This is a genomic window from Serratia sp. TSO36, assembly GCF_057808395.1.
In genome coordinates this window covers 1-15,662 of record NZ_JBJZOU010000013.1, presented here as the reverse complement: position 1 = coordinate 15,662, position 15,662 = coordinate 1, and the positions used below count along the sequence as shown (strand labels likewise).

Sequence of the window (15,662 nt, the reverse complement as noted above, 5' to 3'; positions counted from 1 at the left end):
CTTACAGCAGCGTGGAAATATCGAGGTAGTGCGCCAGTTCGCGCTGCTCCGCGCGCGGCAGATACGGAATTTCACCCAGCAGCGGCGCGGGAATGCGCTGCTGCAGCGCCGTGATGGTTTCGGCATAGTGCGCCAACCCCGGGTTGATGCGGTTGGCGACCCAGCCCAGCAGCGGCAGACCGTCGTTGATGATCGACTGCGCGGTCAGCAGCGCGTGGCTGACGCAGCCCAGTTTGATGCCCACCACCAGCACCACCGGCAGCTGTTCCTGCACCACCCACTCGGCGTAAGGCCGCAGATCGTTCATCAGCACCCGCCAACCGCCGCTGCCTTCCACCACCACCGTGTCGGCTTTGGCGGACAGATCGCGCAGACCGCTGCTCATCACGCCATAGTTGATGTCCTCGGTTGCATGCGCGTGAAACACCTCATCCAGGCAGGTGATGGGATTGATCTCCTCGTAGGACAGCGGCAGGGTTGAGGTGGCCTGCAACACCAAAGCGTCTTTATTGCGGATGCCCTCACTGGTTTCCTGGCAGCGTGCGGCGATCGGCTTGTAGCCGGCCACCGAACGGCCATCGGCGGCCAGCGCCTGCATCAACCCGCGGGAAACCACGGTTTTACCGACGTCGGTATCCGTGCCTGTCACAAATAAACGCTTCAACATGAATAAAATGCCCCAGAATGCCCCGTTAACAATGTGTCGCCGCACCGGCGGCGAAGAAGTCTTGCGGAAAAATTCTAGGGGATGCGCCCTCATAGGGGCTTGAGGTAGCTCAATCTTTTGCGGGATTAATAAGAAGTTCTGATGTTAGCCCTGCAACAGCTGCACCAGCAATGAACCGTTGTACAGCGCCTCTTTCACCAGCGCCGCGCCAGGCATGGTGCCCTGATTGAAGAACTGCGTGGATTCGACCTTGACCTGCTCGCTGTAGGCCGGCAGCGCCTGCTGGCGAATGCAGGAGGCGATGGCCGGATGCAGGATCTCCGCCGCGCGGTTGAGCGGCGAGCCCACCAGGATCTTCTCCGGATTGAACAGGTTGACCATGATAGCCAGAATGCGCCCCACGCTGTGGCCGACGCCGAGGATGATGTCCCGCGCCAGCTGATCCCCCGCCAGCGCGGCGTCGCACAGCGATTCGACGGTCAGCGGCGCGCCGTGCAGGCTGGAGCTCATCGAGCCGCTCAGCCGCTGCTGGGCGATCTCCAGCATGTTCTCGATGCTGGCCACGGTCTCGAGACAGCCGTGGTTGCCGCAGTAGCAGCGTTTGCCGTAAGGATCGACCTGGGTGTGGCCGATCTCCACCACGCTGTGGCTGCCGGCGTGCAGCACATGGCCGCCGGTGATCACCCCGGCGCCGACGTTATGGTCGATCACCACCTGAATGACGTTCTGGCTGCCGCGCGAGGCGCCGTACAGCGCTTCGGCCATGGTCCAGGCGCTGATGTCGTGCTGTAGGTAAACCGGCAGGCCGGTGCGGGTTTCCAGCGCCGGGCCGAGCGGCATCTCCAGCACGTCGTAAAACGGCATGCGGTGCACCACGCCGGACTGCACGTCGATCATGCCCGGCAGCGTAATGGCGATCGCCGTCAGCCGCTCCAGCTTGCTTTGATGGCGGATAAAGAATTGGTCGACTTCGGTCAGGATGCGTTTCAACAGCGGTTCGGGGTGTTCGGCCGCCAGCGGCAGCTGTTCCTCCACCACCAGTTTGCTGCTGAGATCGCGCAGCGCCAGCGTGATGCTGCCGCGGCTGATGCGGGCGGACAGGTAATGCCAGGCTTCGGTGTCCAGCACCAGGCCCACCGCCGGGCGGCCCCGGCTGCCGATTTCCTGGTACTCGGTTTCCTTGACCAGATGGGCTTCCAGCAGTTCGCGCACGATCTTGGTGATGCTGGCGGGCGCCAGCTGCGCGCGTTTTGACAGTTCGATGCGCGAAATCGGGCCCAGTTGATCGATTAGCCGATAAACCGCCCCCGCATTAGTCTGCTTGATTTGATCGATATGCCCAGGCTGCCCAACCGCAATCACAAACCTGCTCCTACTATTTTTCGCGCTTCTAAATAAAGACTAGGGGTTATGGTGGGGCTTTTGTCATACAGCGTCAACTATTTGATTCGTTATGTGATTTGCTGCACAAATTCCTCGCAATTTCAGCGTGAATCGAGTTTTATTTACCCGGTTTCGGCGTCATTTGAGCATCAACGCCATCAGCGCCTGTGCCGCAGCGGTCAGCGGCCGCCGGCGGTGATGCACCAGCCACACTTCAGTGGTGGCGTCCGGTTCCGCCAGCGGCAGGTAGCGCACGCCGTCCACCCGCACCCGGGCGAAAGAGGCCGGCAGAATCGACACCCCCAACCCGGCGGAAACCAGCCCGATAATGGTCATCGCTTCGCCCACTTCCTGGGTGATGTACGGAGTTATGCCGGCCTTGCCGAGCAGCAGCAGAATTTCGTCGTACAGCGCGGTGCCCACTTCGCGCGAGAAAAACACGAACGGCTCCTGCGCCAGATGTTGGAAACGCAGCGCGCCGCCGGGCGTTTCCGCCAGCGGATGCCCTTGCGGCACCACCGCCACCAGCGGTTCGCGCAGCAGCAGCTGATAGTGAAGCGCCTCCGGCAGCCGCGTGTTGCGCATCACCCCCAGATCCAGCTCACCGTTCAGCAGCGGTTCGATCTGCTGTTTGGTGTTGATTTCGCGCATTTTGATATGCACCTGCGGCGAGTGCTGACGAAAGGCGCGCAGGCTGCGCGACACCACGCCGATAAAGGGCGCGGAAGAGGTAAAGCCGATGGTCATTTCCCCCAGTTCGCCGCGATCCAGACGCGCCGCCTTTTCCGCCGCGCGCCCGACCTGATCGAGCACCTGATAGGCTTCTTTGAGGAACATCTCCCCGGCCTGGGTCAAACTGACGTTGCGGTTGTTGCGCGCCAGCAGCCGCGCGCCGACCATCTCCTCCAGCGCCTGGATTTGCTGGCTGAGCGGCGGCTGGGAGATGCGCAGCCGTTCGGCGGCGCGGCCAAAATGCAGCTCTTCCGCCACGGCGATAAAGTAACGCAGGTGCCTCAATTCGATATTCATATTTAAAACGTCTTAATTTTAATTATTAATATATTAGACAAAAAAATCGCCGCTCCCTATCATTTTGTTATCTGCAAAGTGTCTGTTTATCTCCCCGAAGTTCGGTAAGGAAACGCTGTGACAACCCCTGTGCGTTCTGCGGCCGCGATGCCGTCGACGCTGGCCGCCAACGATGACGCGGCCGCTGCGCCAAAAGTAAAACGCTCCACCCTCAACAACAAACTCCCTTACATCGAACGCGGCACGCCGCAGTTTATGCGCGTGACGCTGGCGCTGTTTTCCGCCGGGCTGGCGACCTTCGCGTTGCTCTACTGCGTGCAGCCGATCCTGCCGGTGCTGTCGCAAGATTTCGGCGTCTCGCCGGCGGAAAGCAGCCTGTCGCTCTCGGTCTCCACCGGCCTGCTGGCGATCGGCCTGATGTTCACCGGGCCGCTGTCCGACGCCATCGGCCGCAAATCGGTGATGGTGGTGGCGTTGCTGCTGGCGGCGGTCTGCACGCTGATCTGCGCCTTTATGACCAGCTGGCACGGCATCTTGCTGATGCGCGCGCTGATCGGCCTGTCGCTGAGCGGCGTGGCGGCGGTCGGCATGACCTATCTCAGCGAAGAGATCCATCCCAGCTTCGTCGCCTTCTCGATGGGGCTGTATATCAGCGGCAACTCGATCGGCGGCATGAGCGGCCGCCTGGTGACCGGGGTGTTGACCGACTTCTTCTCCTGGCGCGTGTCGCTCGGGGTCATCGGCCTGTTCGCCCTCGCCGCCGCCTGCATGTTCTGGCGCATCCTGCCCGCCTCGCGGCATTTTCGCGCCAGCTCGCTGCGCCCGCGCACCCTGCTGATCAATTTCAAACTGCATTGGCACGATAAGGGCCTGCCGCTGCTGTTCGCGGAAGGTTTCCTGCTGATGGGCAGCTTCGTCACCCTGTTCAACTACATCGGCTATCGCCTGCTGGCGGATCCTTACCACCTGAGCCAGGCGATCGTCGGCCTGCTGTCGGTGGTGTACCTCACCGGCTCCTACAGCTCGCCCAAGGCCGGCGCGCTCACCTCGCGCTTCGGGCGCGGCCCGGTGCTGCTGGCCTCGATCGTAATTATGCTGATCGGGATTCTGATTACCGCGCTGCCGCAGGTGCCGGCGATCTTTATCGGCATGATGCTGTTCACCGCCGGCTTTTTCGCCGCCCACTCGGTGGCCAGCAGCTGGATCGGCCGCCGCGCGCGCCGCGCCAAAGGCCAGGCGTCGTCGCTATATCTGTTCTGCTATTACGTCGGCTCGAGCGTGGCCGGCACCCTCGGCGGCGTGTTCTGGCACAGTTTCGGCTGGAATGGCGTGGCGGCGTTCATCAGCCTGATGCTGCTGCTGGCGCTGCTGGTAGTGCATTACCTGAAACGCCTGCCGGAAGCGGCGCGCCTTTGAAGAGAAAAAGCCGCGGTGGTTTGCCGCGGCTTGTCATGCCAGTGCCTGTGATTATTGACCGGTTTTCCAGCGGGTGCGCAGGTACTCCACCGCCTTATCCGTTTGCGGCTCAGTCAGATAGCGTTGCCGGAACAGGATGGTTCCCCCCATTCCCGGCAGGCTTTCGTTGAGATCGAGCTGCCTTTTCAGTTCGGGAACGCCGCCCTCGACGGTCCAGGCCGGCTCGCTAGCCGCAGGCGTTCCTACTTTATACAGCGCCACCCCGGCATAGAGCCGAACCGACGTGCCTTTCACCACCTCGGCCCACCAGTTGGCCAGCACGTCGTAGCGGACAATTTCGCGATCAAAAGGCCAATACAGCTGCGGTGCGATGTAATCGAGCAGCCCCAGTTTTACCCACTGGCGCGTATCGGCATAGGCCGCATCGTACGATGGCGCGCCTGCCCGCGTCGCCGAACCGTCAGGATCGTCCGCTTTGTTTCGCCATACGCCCGCCGGACTGATGCCAAACGCAACCTCGGGCTTCAATGCTTTGACGGCGGCTGACACCTGTTTTATCAATTGCAGCGTGTTGTCCCTGCGCCAGGCGGCTTTGTCTGCAAATCCTTTGCCGTATGCGCGATATGTTCGTTCATCATCCAGCGGCGATTGCGGCGTTTCGTAATAGAAGTAATCGTCAAACTGAATGCCGTCGACCTCATAGTTTTTGACGATTTCAGCCACCACGCCGGTGATCCAGTTGCGCACGTCGGGCAGGCCGGGATCGAGCACGAAGCGCTCGTTGGCGGTGCGTATCCAGTCGGGATGCAGCGCATAGACGCTGGCCGGCGGCGACTGCAGCGTATGATTGAGTGCCTCAATCGTCTGTGGGCGGGTATTCATGGAAACCCGATAAGGGTTCAACCAGGCATGCACCTTGATGCCGCGCCGGTGCGCTTCTTGCAGCATAAAGGCCAGCGGATCATAGCCGGGATCCTGGCCAACGGTGCCGGTCAACACCTCAGACCAGGGCAAGATGTTTGAGCGCCACAGGGCCGTGCCGTCCGGTTTAACCTGAAAATAGACCGTGTTAATCCCGGTTTTCACCATCTCGTCCAGCGCGTCCGTCAGCCCCTGTTTCTGCTGGCAAACCCGATCTTGCGCGGTTTCCGCCTTCAGGGAGGCCGCCGGCGGCCAGTCCAGGCCAATGACCGTGGCCAGCCAGATGCCCCGCATCGGTGTTATCGGCGGTGTCGACTGCGGGGGCTTCTCCGGTTCGGGTGGCTTGGCGCATCCGCTCACGCCCAGCATGGCGGCCATCAACAGCCATCCGCCTAATTTTGTTGCGCCTGTCGGCATCCTGATTCTCCTTCCGTGAGTGACGGTTATCCCATGTCGTTACGTGCAGAGCAAGAAACTGCCCGCTATCAAGCTGCCGGCGTCGCCTTTTTCAGACGACGCCGGTGTCCTTATCCCATCACCAGCTCAGCCCAGTCCCACGAGGGAACGCCACCTTGCCCGTATTGGTTTCCGCATCGTAGTCATGCCAGGTGTTGACCGGCAATTTGCCCTGCGGTTTGATTTTACCCGTCAGCACCTGCGCCAAAGAGACCATCGAAGGGCCGCGCCACACGCCGCTGTCATACCCGTAGTAGGCGTAGGTGGCGACGGCCGCCTCCACCTCTGCGGCATAGTTCACGATATCGTAAGGGGCGCGCAGTGAGAGGTGAACGCGTTTTTTCCCCTGCTCGGCGGCGTATTTCAACCAGCCCGGATAAGGGCTGCCGTCATTGCCCGCTCCGGTTGCTGAAGTCACCACCCCATCCTGCTCGGCAGGCGTAAAGCGGGTTGACAGCGTTCCGAGCAGGAACACGTCGCAGCCGGCAATATGCTCTCTGACTTGGGCGTCGCTCAGTTCCGTTTCCTTCGCGGCAACGACGTTCTGATACCCCTCCTGCGCCATCACGCGCGCAATGCCGTTGGCCTGCTCGCCCCACGGGGTCAAAATAAAGTAGCGCAGCGTTTTGTCCTTCAACGGCAACAGGCTGTGGCGATTGATCACCACGGTAATGGAGCGATCGGCGATGCGTTTTTCCAGCTTGTGCGCTGAGGACGAAGCGTCGTTGGAACACGGCCTGTCGCTATGGCCCATCAGGTTATGGCGTAATTTCAGGCGCAAAATTCGCTCGACCGAGGCATCGATATCGGCTTCGCTGAGATGCCCCGTTTTCACCCTGTCCGCAAGGTAACGGATCAGTTCCGGCAGCAAGCGCGCCTGGGCCGGCGAGGCGATGCTGACAGGCATCAGGGCAATATCCACCCCGGCGGCAAAGACGTTTTCAGCGGCCGCTTGCTGGCTGAAATGCTCGGCAATCGCGCCCATATCCAGCGCGTCTGAAATCGTTACGCCGGCATACCCCAATTCATTGCGCAGGATCTGGGTCTGAATTTCATGCGACATGGTGGCCGGCACCGTGATTTTTTCACCGCTGCGGGTGTCTATCTGGCGGTTATCCAGTGCCGGATACTGAATATGGGCGGTCATGACCATGTCCGGCGCCGCGCAGCGATCGATGGCCTGCTTGTAAGGGGCGATATCGATGGCAAAAGCCTCTTCCCGCGTGCGATCGACGCGCGGCAAACCGGTATGCGAGTCGGTCGAGGTGCTGCCATGGCCGGGGAAGTGCTTGTAAGCGGTGATCAGCCCCTGCTGTTTCATGCCCGCCACCATTTTCTCTGCCAGACGGGAAACGGTGTTCTTATCATCGCTGAAGGCGCGAACGTTAATCACCGGATTGAACGGGTTGGTGTTGACGTCCACGACCGGGGCAAAGTTGGTATTGATATGCAACGCGCGCATATCCTGGGCCATCAGTTTGCCTTGTTCAACGGCGAGATGTTTATCCGCACCGCCCTCAATCGCCGCTGCGAGCGCCATATTGCCGGGAAATGAGGCATAGTCGCCGCGCGGCAGCCGGAAAACGTTACCGCCTTCGTTGTCGGTGCCAATAAACAAACGAATGCCCGCGTGGGTTTTCATCGCGGCATACCAGGCCGTCAATGTGTTGATCTGCTGCTTGTCTTTCAGATTATTGGCAAACAGGATCACCCCACCCACGTGGTTATCGGCGATCAGCTTGCCAATGGCTTCATCGGGAACGGTCATATCCTGATTGCTGCTACCGCTCCGATCCCAGTAGCGAAAATCCAGCATGATTTTTTGCCCGATTTTCTCTTCCAGCGTCATGTTTTTGACTTTCTGTTTAATATCCACAGTGAACCTCCGTTTAAAGCGCCCGTTAATGACAGAAGAAAAGATAACCCCAAGGGCTCATCGCGTCCTGCCATTCCGTTTGTTCCAGCGTTTGGACAACGGCGTGCGGAAAATGGATTAAACAAAACACAAACGAACAGGATAAAATCCATAAAATAATCAAAACACTACGCATACAGAGTGTCTTGCGTGCCCTGCCGCCAAAGACCGTTATGGCGTATTTTCCGCTGATAAGCCGGGTGGCCAATGAAGCCGCCTTTTCCCCGGTAGCCTATGTTGCCCCCAGTCTGCTACTCTTCTATAGTATGTTGTAACTAAAATAGGAGGGTGCGATGAGCAGATACGATGTGATTGGCCGGATGAACGCCTGCTTTAGCGAACTGGAGCAGGCGCTCGGCGCGCTGCAGCAGCAGATCGCCCCGCTGCGGTTGCTGGCGGCGCGGGTGTTCAGCCTGCCGGAGGTTGAAAAAGGCCAGGAACATCAGGCCATCTCACATATCGCGGTCGAACAGCATGTAGGGCAAGCGGCGCGCGATCTGGCGCTGGAGCACTATCAGCGGCTGTTTATCCACCATAACCGGGAGAATGTCAGCAGCAAGGCCGCCGTTCGCCTGCCCGGCGTCATCTGTCTGGCGGTGGAGCAGCCGGAGTATCAGGTGCTGCAAACGCAGCTGGCGCTGATCAATCGCCTGAAGGGCGAGCTGGAACAGATTATCACCGTCGATTCCGGCCTGGCGCCGGAGCAGCGTTTCGAGTTCGTGCACACCCATCTGCACGGGCTGATTACCCTCAGCGCCTATCGCACCCTCACCGCCCTGACCAATCCCGACTCCGTGCGCTTCGGCTGGGCCAACAAGCACATCATCAAAAACGTCAAGCGGGACGACATCCTGGCACAGCTGGAGAAAAGCCTGAAAGCCGGCCGCGCGGTGCCGCCGCACAGCCGTGAACAGTGGGCTGCCCTGGTCAGCCGCGAGATAGACGACGTCAGCCGCCTGCCGCAGCACGCGACGCTGAAAATCAAGCGGCCGGTCAAAGTGCAGCCGATCGCCCGGGTGTGGTATCAGCAGCAGCAAAAACAGGTGCAACACCCCTGCCCGCTGCCGCTGATCGCCCTGTGTCAGGTTGAAAACGGCGCCGCGGTGCCGAAGATTGGCGAGCTGCTCAACTACGACGTCGACGCGGTGAAACACCGTTACAAACCCGACGCCCGGCCGCTGCGGCTGCTGGTGCCACGCCTGCACCTGTATACCGACGACGCTACTCGCTGAGGGCATACACCCGCAGGCGATGGCCGTCCGGATCCCGCGCCACGAAGGTGTAACCGAACGCCATCTCGGTCGGCGTTTGTTCAATCGGCAGCCCGAGTTCGCGCCACTGGTTATAGCGCGCCTCGACCTCTTGCGGATCCTGGCACAAAAAGCCCAGTTCACCGCCGCCGCCGGTCAGGGTCGCCGCAGGTTTTACCCCCTGTTTGGCCCACATCCCCAGCTTAAAGCCGTTGTTGAGCACGAACAGGGCGAAGCCGGGAGAAAGTTCCACCGGCGCCTGTCCCAGTAAGCGTTGATAAAAGGCGGCGCTGTTCAGCGGGTTATCGACGTAAAGCAGGGTCATGCTGGGAAGAGTCATCGGTCTGTCCTCTGGGTGATGGGAACCAGCCGGTTCCCGATAGGCACAGACTAAAGCGCGCGGCTGACAGTTTATGGCAGCAGCGTGCCGCTATTGCTCCGTAATGCCCTCGCTGAGGCGCCACTCTTTCAGCAGCCGCCGCCGGCCGCGCGGATAGCGCTGTTCCAACGGCATGGCGGCCTGAATGCGATCGAGGCGAAAATGGCGAAACGCCTGGCGCAGCTCGCACCAGGCGACCAGCACCTGGAGCTGGTCGAAAAAGCCCAGCGCAAAGGGCCACAGCAGGCGTTCGCTGCGCTGCCCCGCCAGATCGAGATAGCCGATATGCAGCTTGCGCTCGCGGCGGATGGTGTCACGGATCAGCACCCGCAGCTCATCCGCCACCGGCGGTGCCTGAACCGGCGCGATCAACAGCGTGTTAGCCTCCAGCTCCTCCCGCAGCGCCGGCGGCAGCACGGCGGCGATCTTGGCCAGCGCCTGGCCCGCCGCGCTCGCCAGCTGGCTGTCGCCGCGGCGGCTGACCCAGCGCATGCCCAGCACCAACGCTTCTGTCTCCGCCTGCGAGAACATCAGCGGCGGCAGCATAAAGCCGGGGCGCAGCACATAGCCGACGCCCGCCTCGCCGGCGATCTCCGCCCCCTGCTGCTGCAGCGTGGCGATATCGCGGTACAGCGTGCGCATGCTGATGCCCAGCGTCTGCGCCAGCGCATGGCCCGCCACCGGATAACGGTGGCTGCGCAGCAGCTGCATCAGATCGAGTAAACGTTGTGCGCGCGACATCTTGATTTCTCCACAAAAAAAGGGCTTACCTCAGTAAGCCCCCGGTTGCCTCACAGATCAATCATTTCTGCATGCTGCCGACCATCGCTTCCGGCCGCACCCACTCGTCGAACTGCGCTTCGGTCAGGTAGCCCAGCTTCAGCGCCGCGGCTTTCAGCGTCAGCCCTTCCTTGTGCGCTTTCTTGGCGATTTCCGCCGCCTTGTCGTAGCCGATGTGGGTGTTGAGCGCCGTCACCAGCATCAGCGATTCGTTCAGCAACTGGGTGATGCGATCGCGGTTCGGTTCGATGCCCACCGCGCAGTGCTCGTTGAAGCCCTGCATGCCGTCGGCCAGCAGGCGAATCGACTGCAGGTAGTTGTGGATCACCATCGGGCGGAACACGTTCAGCTCGAAGTTGCCGGAAGCGCCGCCAATGTTCACCGCCACGTCGTTGCCCAGCACCTGGGCGCACAGCATGGTCATCGCCTCGCACTGGGTCGGGTTGACCTTGCCCGGCATGATGGAACTGCCCGGTTCGTTCTCCGGGATCGAAATCTCGCCGATGCCGCAGCGCGGGCCGGAAGCCAGCCAGCGCACGTCGTTGGCGATCTTCATCAGCGAGGCCGCCAGCCCTTTCAGCGCGCCATGCCCTTGCACCAGCGCGTCGCAGGTCGCCAGCGCTTCGAACTTGTTCGGGGCGGTGACGAACGGCTGATGGGTCAACTCCGCCAGCGCTTTAGCAACGCGCACCGCGTACTCCGGATGGGTGTTCAGCCCGGTGCCGACCGCCGTGCCGCCAAGCGCCAGCTCGGCGATGTGCGGAATACTGTCCTCGATGTGTTTCAGATTGTGCGCCAGCATCGCCGCCCAACCGGAGATCTCCTGCCCCAGGGTCAGCGGCGTGGCGTCCTGCAGATGGGTGCGGCCGATTTTGACGATGTCGCGGTAGGCTTCAGCCTTGTCGCTCAGCGTCTTGTGCAGCACTTTCAGCTCGGGGATCAGATGTTCGCGCAGCGCAATCACCGCCGCCACGTGCATCGCGGTGGGAAACACGTCGTTGGAGCTCTGGCTTTTATTGACGTCGTCGTTCGGGTGCACCTTGCGCTCTTCACCGCGCACGCCGCCCAGCAGCTCGCTGGCGCGGTTGGCCAACACTTCGTTCATGTTCATGTTGGTCTGGGTGCCGGAGCCGGTTTGCCAGATCGACAGCGGGAACTGGTCGGCATGGCTGTCCGCCAGCACTTCGTCGGCGGCGCTGATAATGGCGGCGCCCCGTTCGGCCGGCAGCAGCCCCAGATCCACGTTCACCTGCGCGGCGGCGCGCTTGGTCAACGCCAGCGCGTGGATCAGCGCGGTCGGCATCTTTTCGGAGGAAATGCGGAAATGCGCCAACGAACGCTGGGTTTGCGCGCCCCACAGCTTGTCGGCCGGTACTTCGATGGGGCCCATAGAGTCTTTTTCGATACGAACGCCTGCCATCATTATCTCCTTAGCATAATTCCTAAAATCGTAGGGTTAGGCCGACGCGCTATCCCCCGTCGGCATGCACTCCCAGTATAGTGACATAATAACTATTCGCATTAAGAGAGTTATCTCACAGCACGTTTCATCTTTTTTACCCATTAACGACGCGGTTATTTTCCATCGGTTAACCCGCGGCGAAATAAACGGCCGGGAATGAGCCAGGAGAATAAAAGTGTGGCTACTCATTAACGCGGATGACGCGAATTAAAATTATTGATGCGCTGCGCCTGTAAATGATTGAGCTCATCGATACGTTGTTGCTGCAGATGATTGATCTCGTCGTAGGCGTCCTGCCGTTCATGATGCCGATAGGCCCCGGTCGCCACCGCGCCGGCGGTGAGCGCCAACGGGTGCGCCACGGGCACGATCGCGGCGGGAACCGCGACCGGCGCGGGTGCAACGACGATCGGCGCCGGCGCGATCGCCACGGCGCGCGGCGCCGCGTAGGGATAGGTGACAATCACCGCCGCCTGGGCTGCGCCGGCGCAAAGCCCCAACAGCAACAACAGTTTTTTCATGCAACAGACCTCTGGTTTTGTTAAATCGACTCGTTAGCCGTTACGGTAAAGGGGTCTGACGCGCAGGTTTAAGCTCGGCGTGTGATCGCCCGGCGCAGCGCGAAAATAATAATAAGGGAATGGCTCAGACGGTAAAAAATAAATTCAGCAGTCATATTTTGACATGCTGAATAATAAATAATGCGGCAGGATGAGCGGACTATCGGCAATAATCCTGCCGGTTCAAAAAATAATCGAATGGCGGGTTTTCCGGGCCGCCTTGAGGCCTGCGCGCCAATTGAGGCGCCGATCGTTATCACGCTATACTTTGGCCCCGTTGCCGGGCGCGACGTTATTCGGCGTTGTTTTGATCGCGCCCATGATTTTTCCTGCCGACGCGGGCGTATGATGGTTGTCGGCACAGATTTAACTAACCGTATAAAATCAGTAAGTTATTGCCATCCGGTACGGCAATGACGCTAAGGACGTTTATCGACATGCAAAAAATGACCAACGCGGTACAGAATTACGCCTGGGGCAGCCACGATGCGCTGACCCGTCTTTACGGCATCGCCAACCCTGATAATCTGCCGATGGCCGAACTGTGGATGGGCGCCCATCCCAAGAGCCCTTCCCGCGTGCCGGGCGCCGACGGCGAGCTGCGTTCGCTGCGCGATCTGATCGATGAAGACCAGCCAAAACAGCTGGGCACCAACGTCGCCAGCCGCTTTGGCGAGTTGCCGTTCCTGTTTAAAGTACTCTGCGCCGATCAGCCACTGTCGATCCAGGTTCACCCGAGCAAAGCGGCGGCCGAAATCGGCTTCGCGAAAGAGAATGCCGCCGGCATCCCCCTGAGCGCCGCCGAACGCAACTATAAAGATCCCAACCACAAGCCCGAGCTGGTGTTCGCCCTCACGCCGTTCCTGGCGATGAACGGCTTTCGCGAACTGGCCGATATCGTTTCCCTGCTGCAACCGATCGCCGGCGCACACCACGACATCGCCGCCTTCCTGCAACAGCCGGACACCGCGCATCTCGCAACCCTGTTCGCCAGCCTGCTGACGATGAGCGGCGAGCAAAAGTCGCTGGCGCTCGGCGTATTGAAAGCCGCGCTCAATAACCAGCAGGGGGAACCCTGGGATACCGTACGCTTTATCGCCGGCTTCTATCCGGACGACAGCGGCCTGTTCTCACCGCTGCTGCTGAACGTGGTGCAGCTCGCGCCGGGCGAAGCGATGTTCCTGTATGCCGAAACGCCGCACGCCTACCTGAAAGGCGTGGCGCTGGAGGTGATGGCCAACTCGGACAACGTGCTGCGCGCGGGCCTGACGCCGAAATTCATCGACGTGCCCGAGCTGCTGGCCAATCTGCAGTTCCGCCCGCAGCCGGCTTCCGGCCTGCTGACCCAGCCGGAGCCGCGCGACAACGAGCTGTTCTTCCCGATTCCGGTGGAGGATTTCGCCTTCTCGCTGCACGATTTGACCACCGCCCCGCAGGCGCTGGCGCAGCAAAGCGCCGCCATCGTGTTCTGCGTCACCGGCGAAGCGACGCTGGAAAAATCCGGGCAACGCCTGACGCTCAAACCGGGCGAATCCTGCTTTATCGGGGCTTTCGAATCCCCGGTCAACGTCAGCGGCAGCGGCCGCATCGCCAGGGTTTATAACCAGCTGGCCTAACCGTTGATAAATTTCAGCAAATTGCTTGCTGAAAGCGAGAGCTACCCCCACAATTAAACGCCTGCGGGCGTTTATTTTCGGCCCCTATTTGCCCCTCCCGCGCAACGGAGGGTGATAAGAAAAAAGGATGAAACAGAGCTATGAAAAAATCGTTAGTCGCTGTCAGCGTCATTGTGGTTCTTGGCGCAGCATGGACCGGGGCATCCTGGTACACCGGGAAACTGATCGAGCAGCACATGGGCGAAGTCGTCGACAACGCCAACGGCCAGCTGAAAGCTTACCTGCCGAAAGCCGGCGTGAAGCTGAGCTATGAAAACTACCAGCGCGGCCTGTTCAGCAGCAAAGTGCGTTATGTGCTGCGCTCCGACGGCACGGATACCAGTGAAGACGCGGCGCTGAAAGCCGGCGAAGAAGTGGCGTTCCTGGAAACCATCGATCACGGCCCGTTCCCCTTCGCCCAGCTGAAAAAATTCAATCTGCTGCCGAGCATGGCGTCGGTGCATACCGAGCTGGAAAATACTCCGGCGGTGAAAGGTCTGTTTGACACCACCAAAGGCAAATCGCTGTTTACCGCCGATTCGCGCATCTCTTACAGCGGGGACACCTCGTCCGCCATCGACATCATCCCGTTGGACTACCAAAAGGATAAGTCTTCGCTGAAATTCAGCGGCGCCACCATTAACGCCGACGTGTCCAGCGATCTGAAAAAATTCGTGCTGGACGCCAATAGCGACAATATTGTGTTCGCCAGCCCGAACGAATTCGGTCAAAACGAGCAGATCACCTTCCAGGGCTTCAACCTGAAAGGCAACAGCAACGAGAGCAAGTTCGGCGTGAAGCTCGGCGATCAGACGATGACGCTGAAGCAGTTCAAACTGACGATCGACGGTAAAGATACCGTGGCGTTGGACGGTTTCAACCTGGTGAGCAAGTTCGGCGAGCAAGGCAGCAGCAATATCGGCGGCCAGATCGACTACACCATGGACGCGCTCAAGGTGCAGGGCAACGATTTCGGCGCCGGCAAGCTGGCGCTGAAAATCGACAACGTCGACGGCAAGGCGCTGAAAGACTTCGCCGACAGCTACAACCGCCAGACCATGGCGCTGCTGCAACAGGGCGAGAACCTGGATCCGGCCGTGTATGAGCAGCAAAACGCCGAGCTGTTGCAAAAGAACCTGCCGCTGCTGCTGAAAGGCAACCCGAGCCTCAGCATCGCGCCGCTGAGCTGGAAAAACAGCAAGGGCGAGAGCACCTTCACGCTGGATCTGGCGCTGACCGATCCGAGCAAGGCCGCCTCCCCGGCGCAATCGCCGGATCAACTGATCGCGCAGGCGGTTAAAAAGCTGGATATCAACCTGACCATTCCGGAAGCGATGGCCACCGAAGTGACCGCGAAAACCGCGCTGTTGCAGGGTTACAATGCGGAAGACGCGCAGAAACTGGCGCAGCAGCAAGTGCAGGGCCTGGCGGCCATGGGCCAGATGTTCAAGCTGACCACCCAGAAAGACGGCGTGATCGCGAGCCAGTTCCACTATGCCGACAACCAGGTTGACCTGAACGGCAACAAGATGTCGCTGCAAGAGTTCATCGGCCAGTTCGCCATGCTGGGCGCCCCGGCGGAAGACGCTGAACCGGCGCAGGAAGCGGAACCCGCTCCGGCACCGGCGCAGTAATCGCCTGAAAGTCTGATCAAGGGCCCCCTGTGAACTGCACCCCAAATGTTGGACACATCTGACATTTGGAGGTGCAGTTCTATGAAGTTTTCGCTGCAAGACAAACTCAGTGCCGTCCGGCATTACCTTGCCGGGCTTGGCAGCCAGCGGCAAAC

The 15,662-nt window shown here is 60.4% G+C and carries 13 protein-coding genes; 4 read left to right on the top strand and 9 right to left on the bottom strand.

The window, feature by feature from the left end; all coding sequences use genetic code 11:
* Position 1: 1 nt before the first annotated feature.
* The 3 genes from bioD to ACK3CV_RS12035 all read right to left on the bottom strand — a co-directional run bounded on the left by bioD (position 2) and on the right by ACK3CV_RS12035 (position 3,079).
* Positions 2–667, bottom strand: coding sequence for a dethiobiotin synthase (bioD, locus tag ACK3CV_RS12045; RefSeq protein WP_033648223.1), 666 nt, complete (start codon positions 665–667; stop codon positions 2–4).
* A gap of 144 nt (positions 668–811) precedes the next feature.
* Complete coding sequence (gene mlc, locus ACK3CV_RS12040) at positions 812–2,029, bottom strand: sugar metabolism global transcriptional regulator Mlc (RefSeq protein WP_004938526.1); 1,218 nt, start codon at positions 2,027–2,029, stop codon at positions 812–814.
* 159 nt (positions 2,030–2,188) lie between these two features.
* Positions 2,189–3,079, bottom strand: a complete 891-nt coding sequence (locus tag ACK3CV_RS12035) for a LysR substrate-binding domain-containing protein (RefSeq protein WP_033638441.1) — start codon at positions 3,077–3,079, stop codon at positions 2,189–2,191.
* 147 nt (positions 3,080–3,226) lie between these two features.
* Between ACK3CV_RS12035 and ACK3CV_RS12030 the strand changes: the two genes are divergently transcribed.
* Positions 3,227–4,495 carry an MFS transporter gene (locus ACK3CV_RS12030; RefSeq protein ID WP_031300458.1) on the top strand — a complete coding sequence of 423 codons (1,269 nt, stop codon included), beginning with the start codon at positions 3,227–3,229 and terminating at the stop codon, positions 4,493–4,495.
* Between the two features lie 51 nt (positions 4,496–4,546).
* Here the strand turns inward: ACK3CV_RS12030 and ACK3CV_RS12025 are convergent, their stop codons facing one another.
* Complete coding sequence (locus ACK3CV_RS12025; RefSeq protein WP_164038356.1) at positions 4,547–5,833, bottom strand: glycoside hydrolase family 10-like protein; 1,287 nt, start codon at positions 5,831–5,833, stop codon at positions 4,547–4,549.
* Between the two features lie 118 nt (positions 5,834–5,951).
* Positions 5,952–7,748: a glycoside hydrolase family 3 protein gene (locus ACK3CV_RS12020; RefSeq protein WP_164038353.1), complete on the bottom strand. Its 1,797-nt coding sequence runs from the start codon at positions 7,746–7,748 to the stop codon at positions 5,952–5,954.
* Between the two features lie 332 nt (positions 7,749–8,080).
* On the opposite strand from ACK3CV_RS12020, the gene tus reads away from it, so the two are divergent.
* Positions 8,081–9,019 carry a DNA replication terminus site-binding protein gene (gene tus, locus ACK3CV_RS12015; protein WP_094860125.1) on the top strand — a complete coding sequence of 313 codons (939 nt, stop codon included), beginning with the start codon at positions 8,081–8,083 and terminating at the stop codon, positions 9,017–9,019.
* Here the strand turns inward: tus and ACK3CV_RS12010 are convergent.
* The 4 genes from ACK3CV_RS12010 to ACK3CV_RS11995 form a co-directional block, all read right to left on the bottom strand.
* Positions 9,009–9,377: a VOC family protein gene (locus ACK3CV_RS12010; protein ID WP_033638436.1), complete on the bottom strand. Its 369-nt coding sequence runs from the start codon at positions 9,375–9,377 to the stop codon at positions 9,009–9,011. The two genes, tus and ACK3CV_RS12010, sit on opposite strands and share 11 nt — an antisense overlap.
* A gap of 90 nt (positions 9,378–9,467) precedes the next feature.
* Positions 9,468–10,157: a helix-turn-helix transcriptional regulator gene (locus tag ACK3CV_RS12005; RefSeq protein ID WP_164141122.1), complete on the bottom strand. Its 690-nt coding sequence runs from the start codon at positions 10,155–10,157 to the stop codon at positions 9,468–9,470.
* A 61-nt stretch (positions 10,158–10,218) separates the two neighbouring features.
* Positions 10,219–11,616 carry a class II fumarate hydratase gene (fumC, locus tag ACK3CV_RS12000; protein ID WP_033638434.1) on the bottom strand — a complete coding sequence of 466 codons (1,398 nt, stop codon included), beginning with the start codon at positions 11,614–11,616 and terminating at the stop codon, positions 10,219–10,221.
* 230 nt (positions 11,617–11,846) lie between these two features.
* Positions 11,847–12,179 carry a hypothetical protein gene (locus tag ACK3CV_RS11995; RefSeq protein ID WP_033654745.1) on the bottom strand — a complete coding sequence of 111 codons (333 nt, stop codon included), beginning with the start codon at positions 12,177–12,179 and terminating at the stop codon, positions 11,847–11,849.
* A 476-nt stretch (positions 12,180–12,655) separates the two neighbouring features.
* On the opposite strand from ACK3CV_RS11995, the gene manA reads away from it, so the two are divergent.
* Together manA and ACK3CV_RS11985 are read left to right on the top strand one after the other, a co-directional pair.
* The gene (gene manA, locus ACK3CV_RS11990; protein ID WP_164141124.1) at positions 12,656–13,834 is read left to right on the top strand and encodes a mannose-6-phosphate isomerase; all 1,179 of its coding nucleotides are present in this window, start codon (positions 12,656–12,658) and stop codon (positions 13,832–13,834) included.
* A gap of 140 nt (positions 13,835–13,974) precedes the next feature.
* A complete protein-coding gene (locus tag ACK3CV_RS11985; RefSeq protein WP_164141126.1) occupies positions 13,975–15,507 on the top strand; it encodes a YdgA family protein in 1,533 nt (510 codons plus the stop codon).
* The last annotated feature ends 155 nt before the right edge of the window (positions 15,508–15,662 follow it).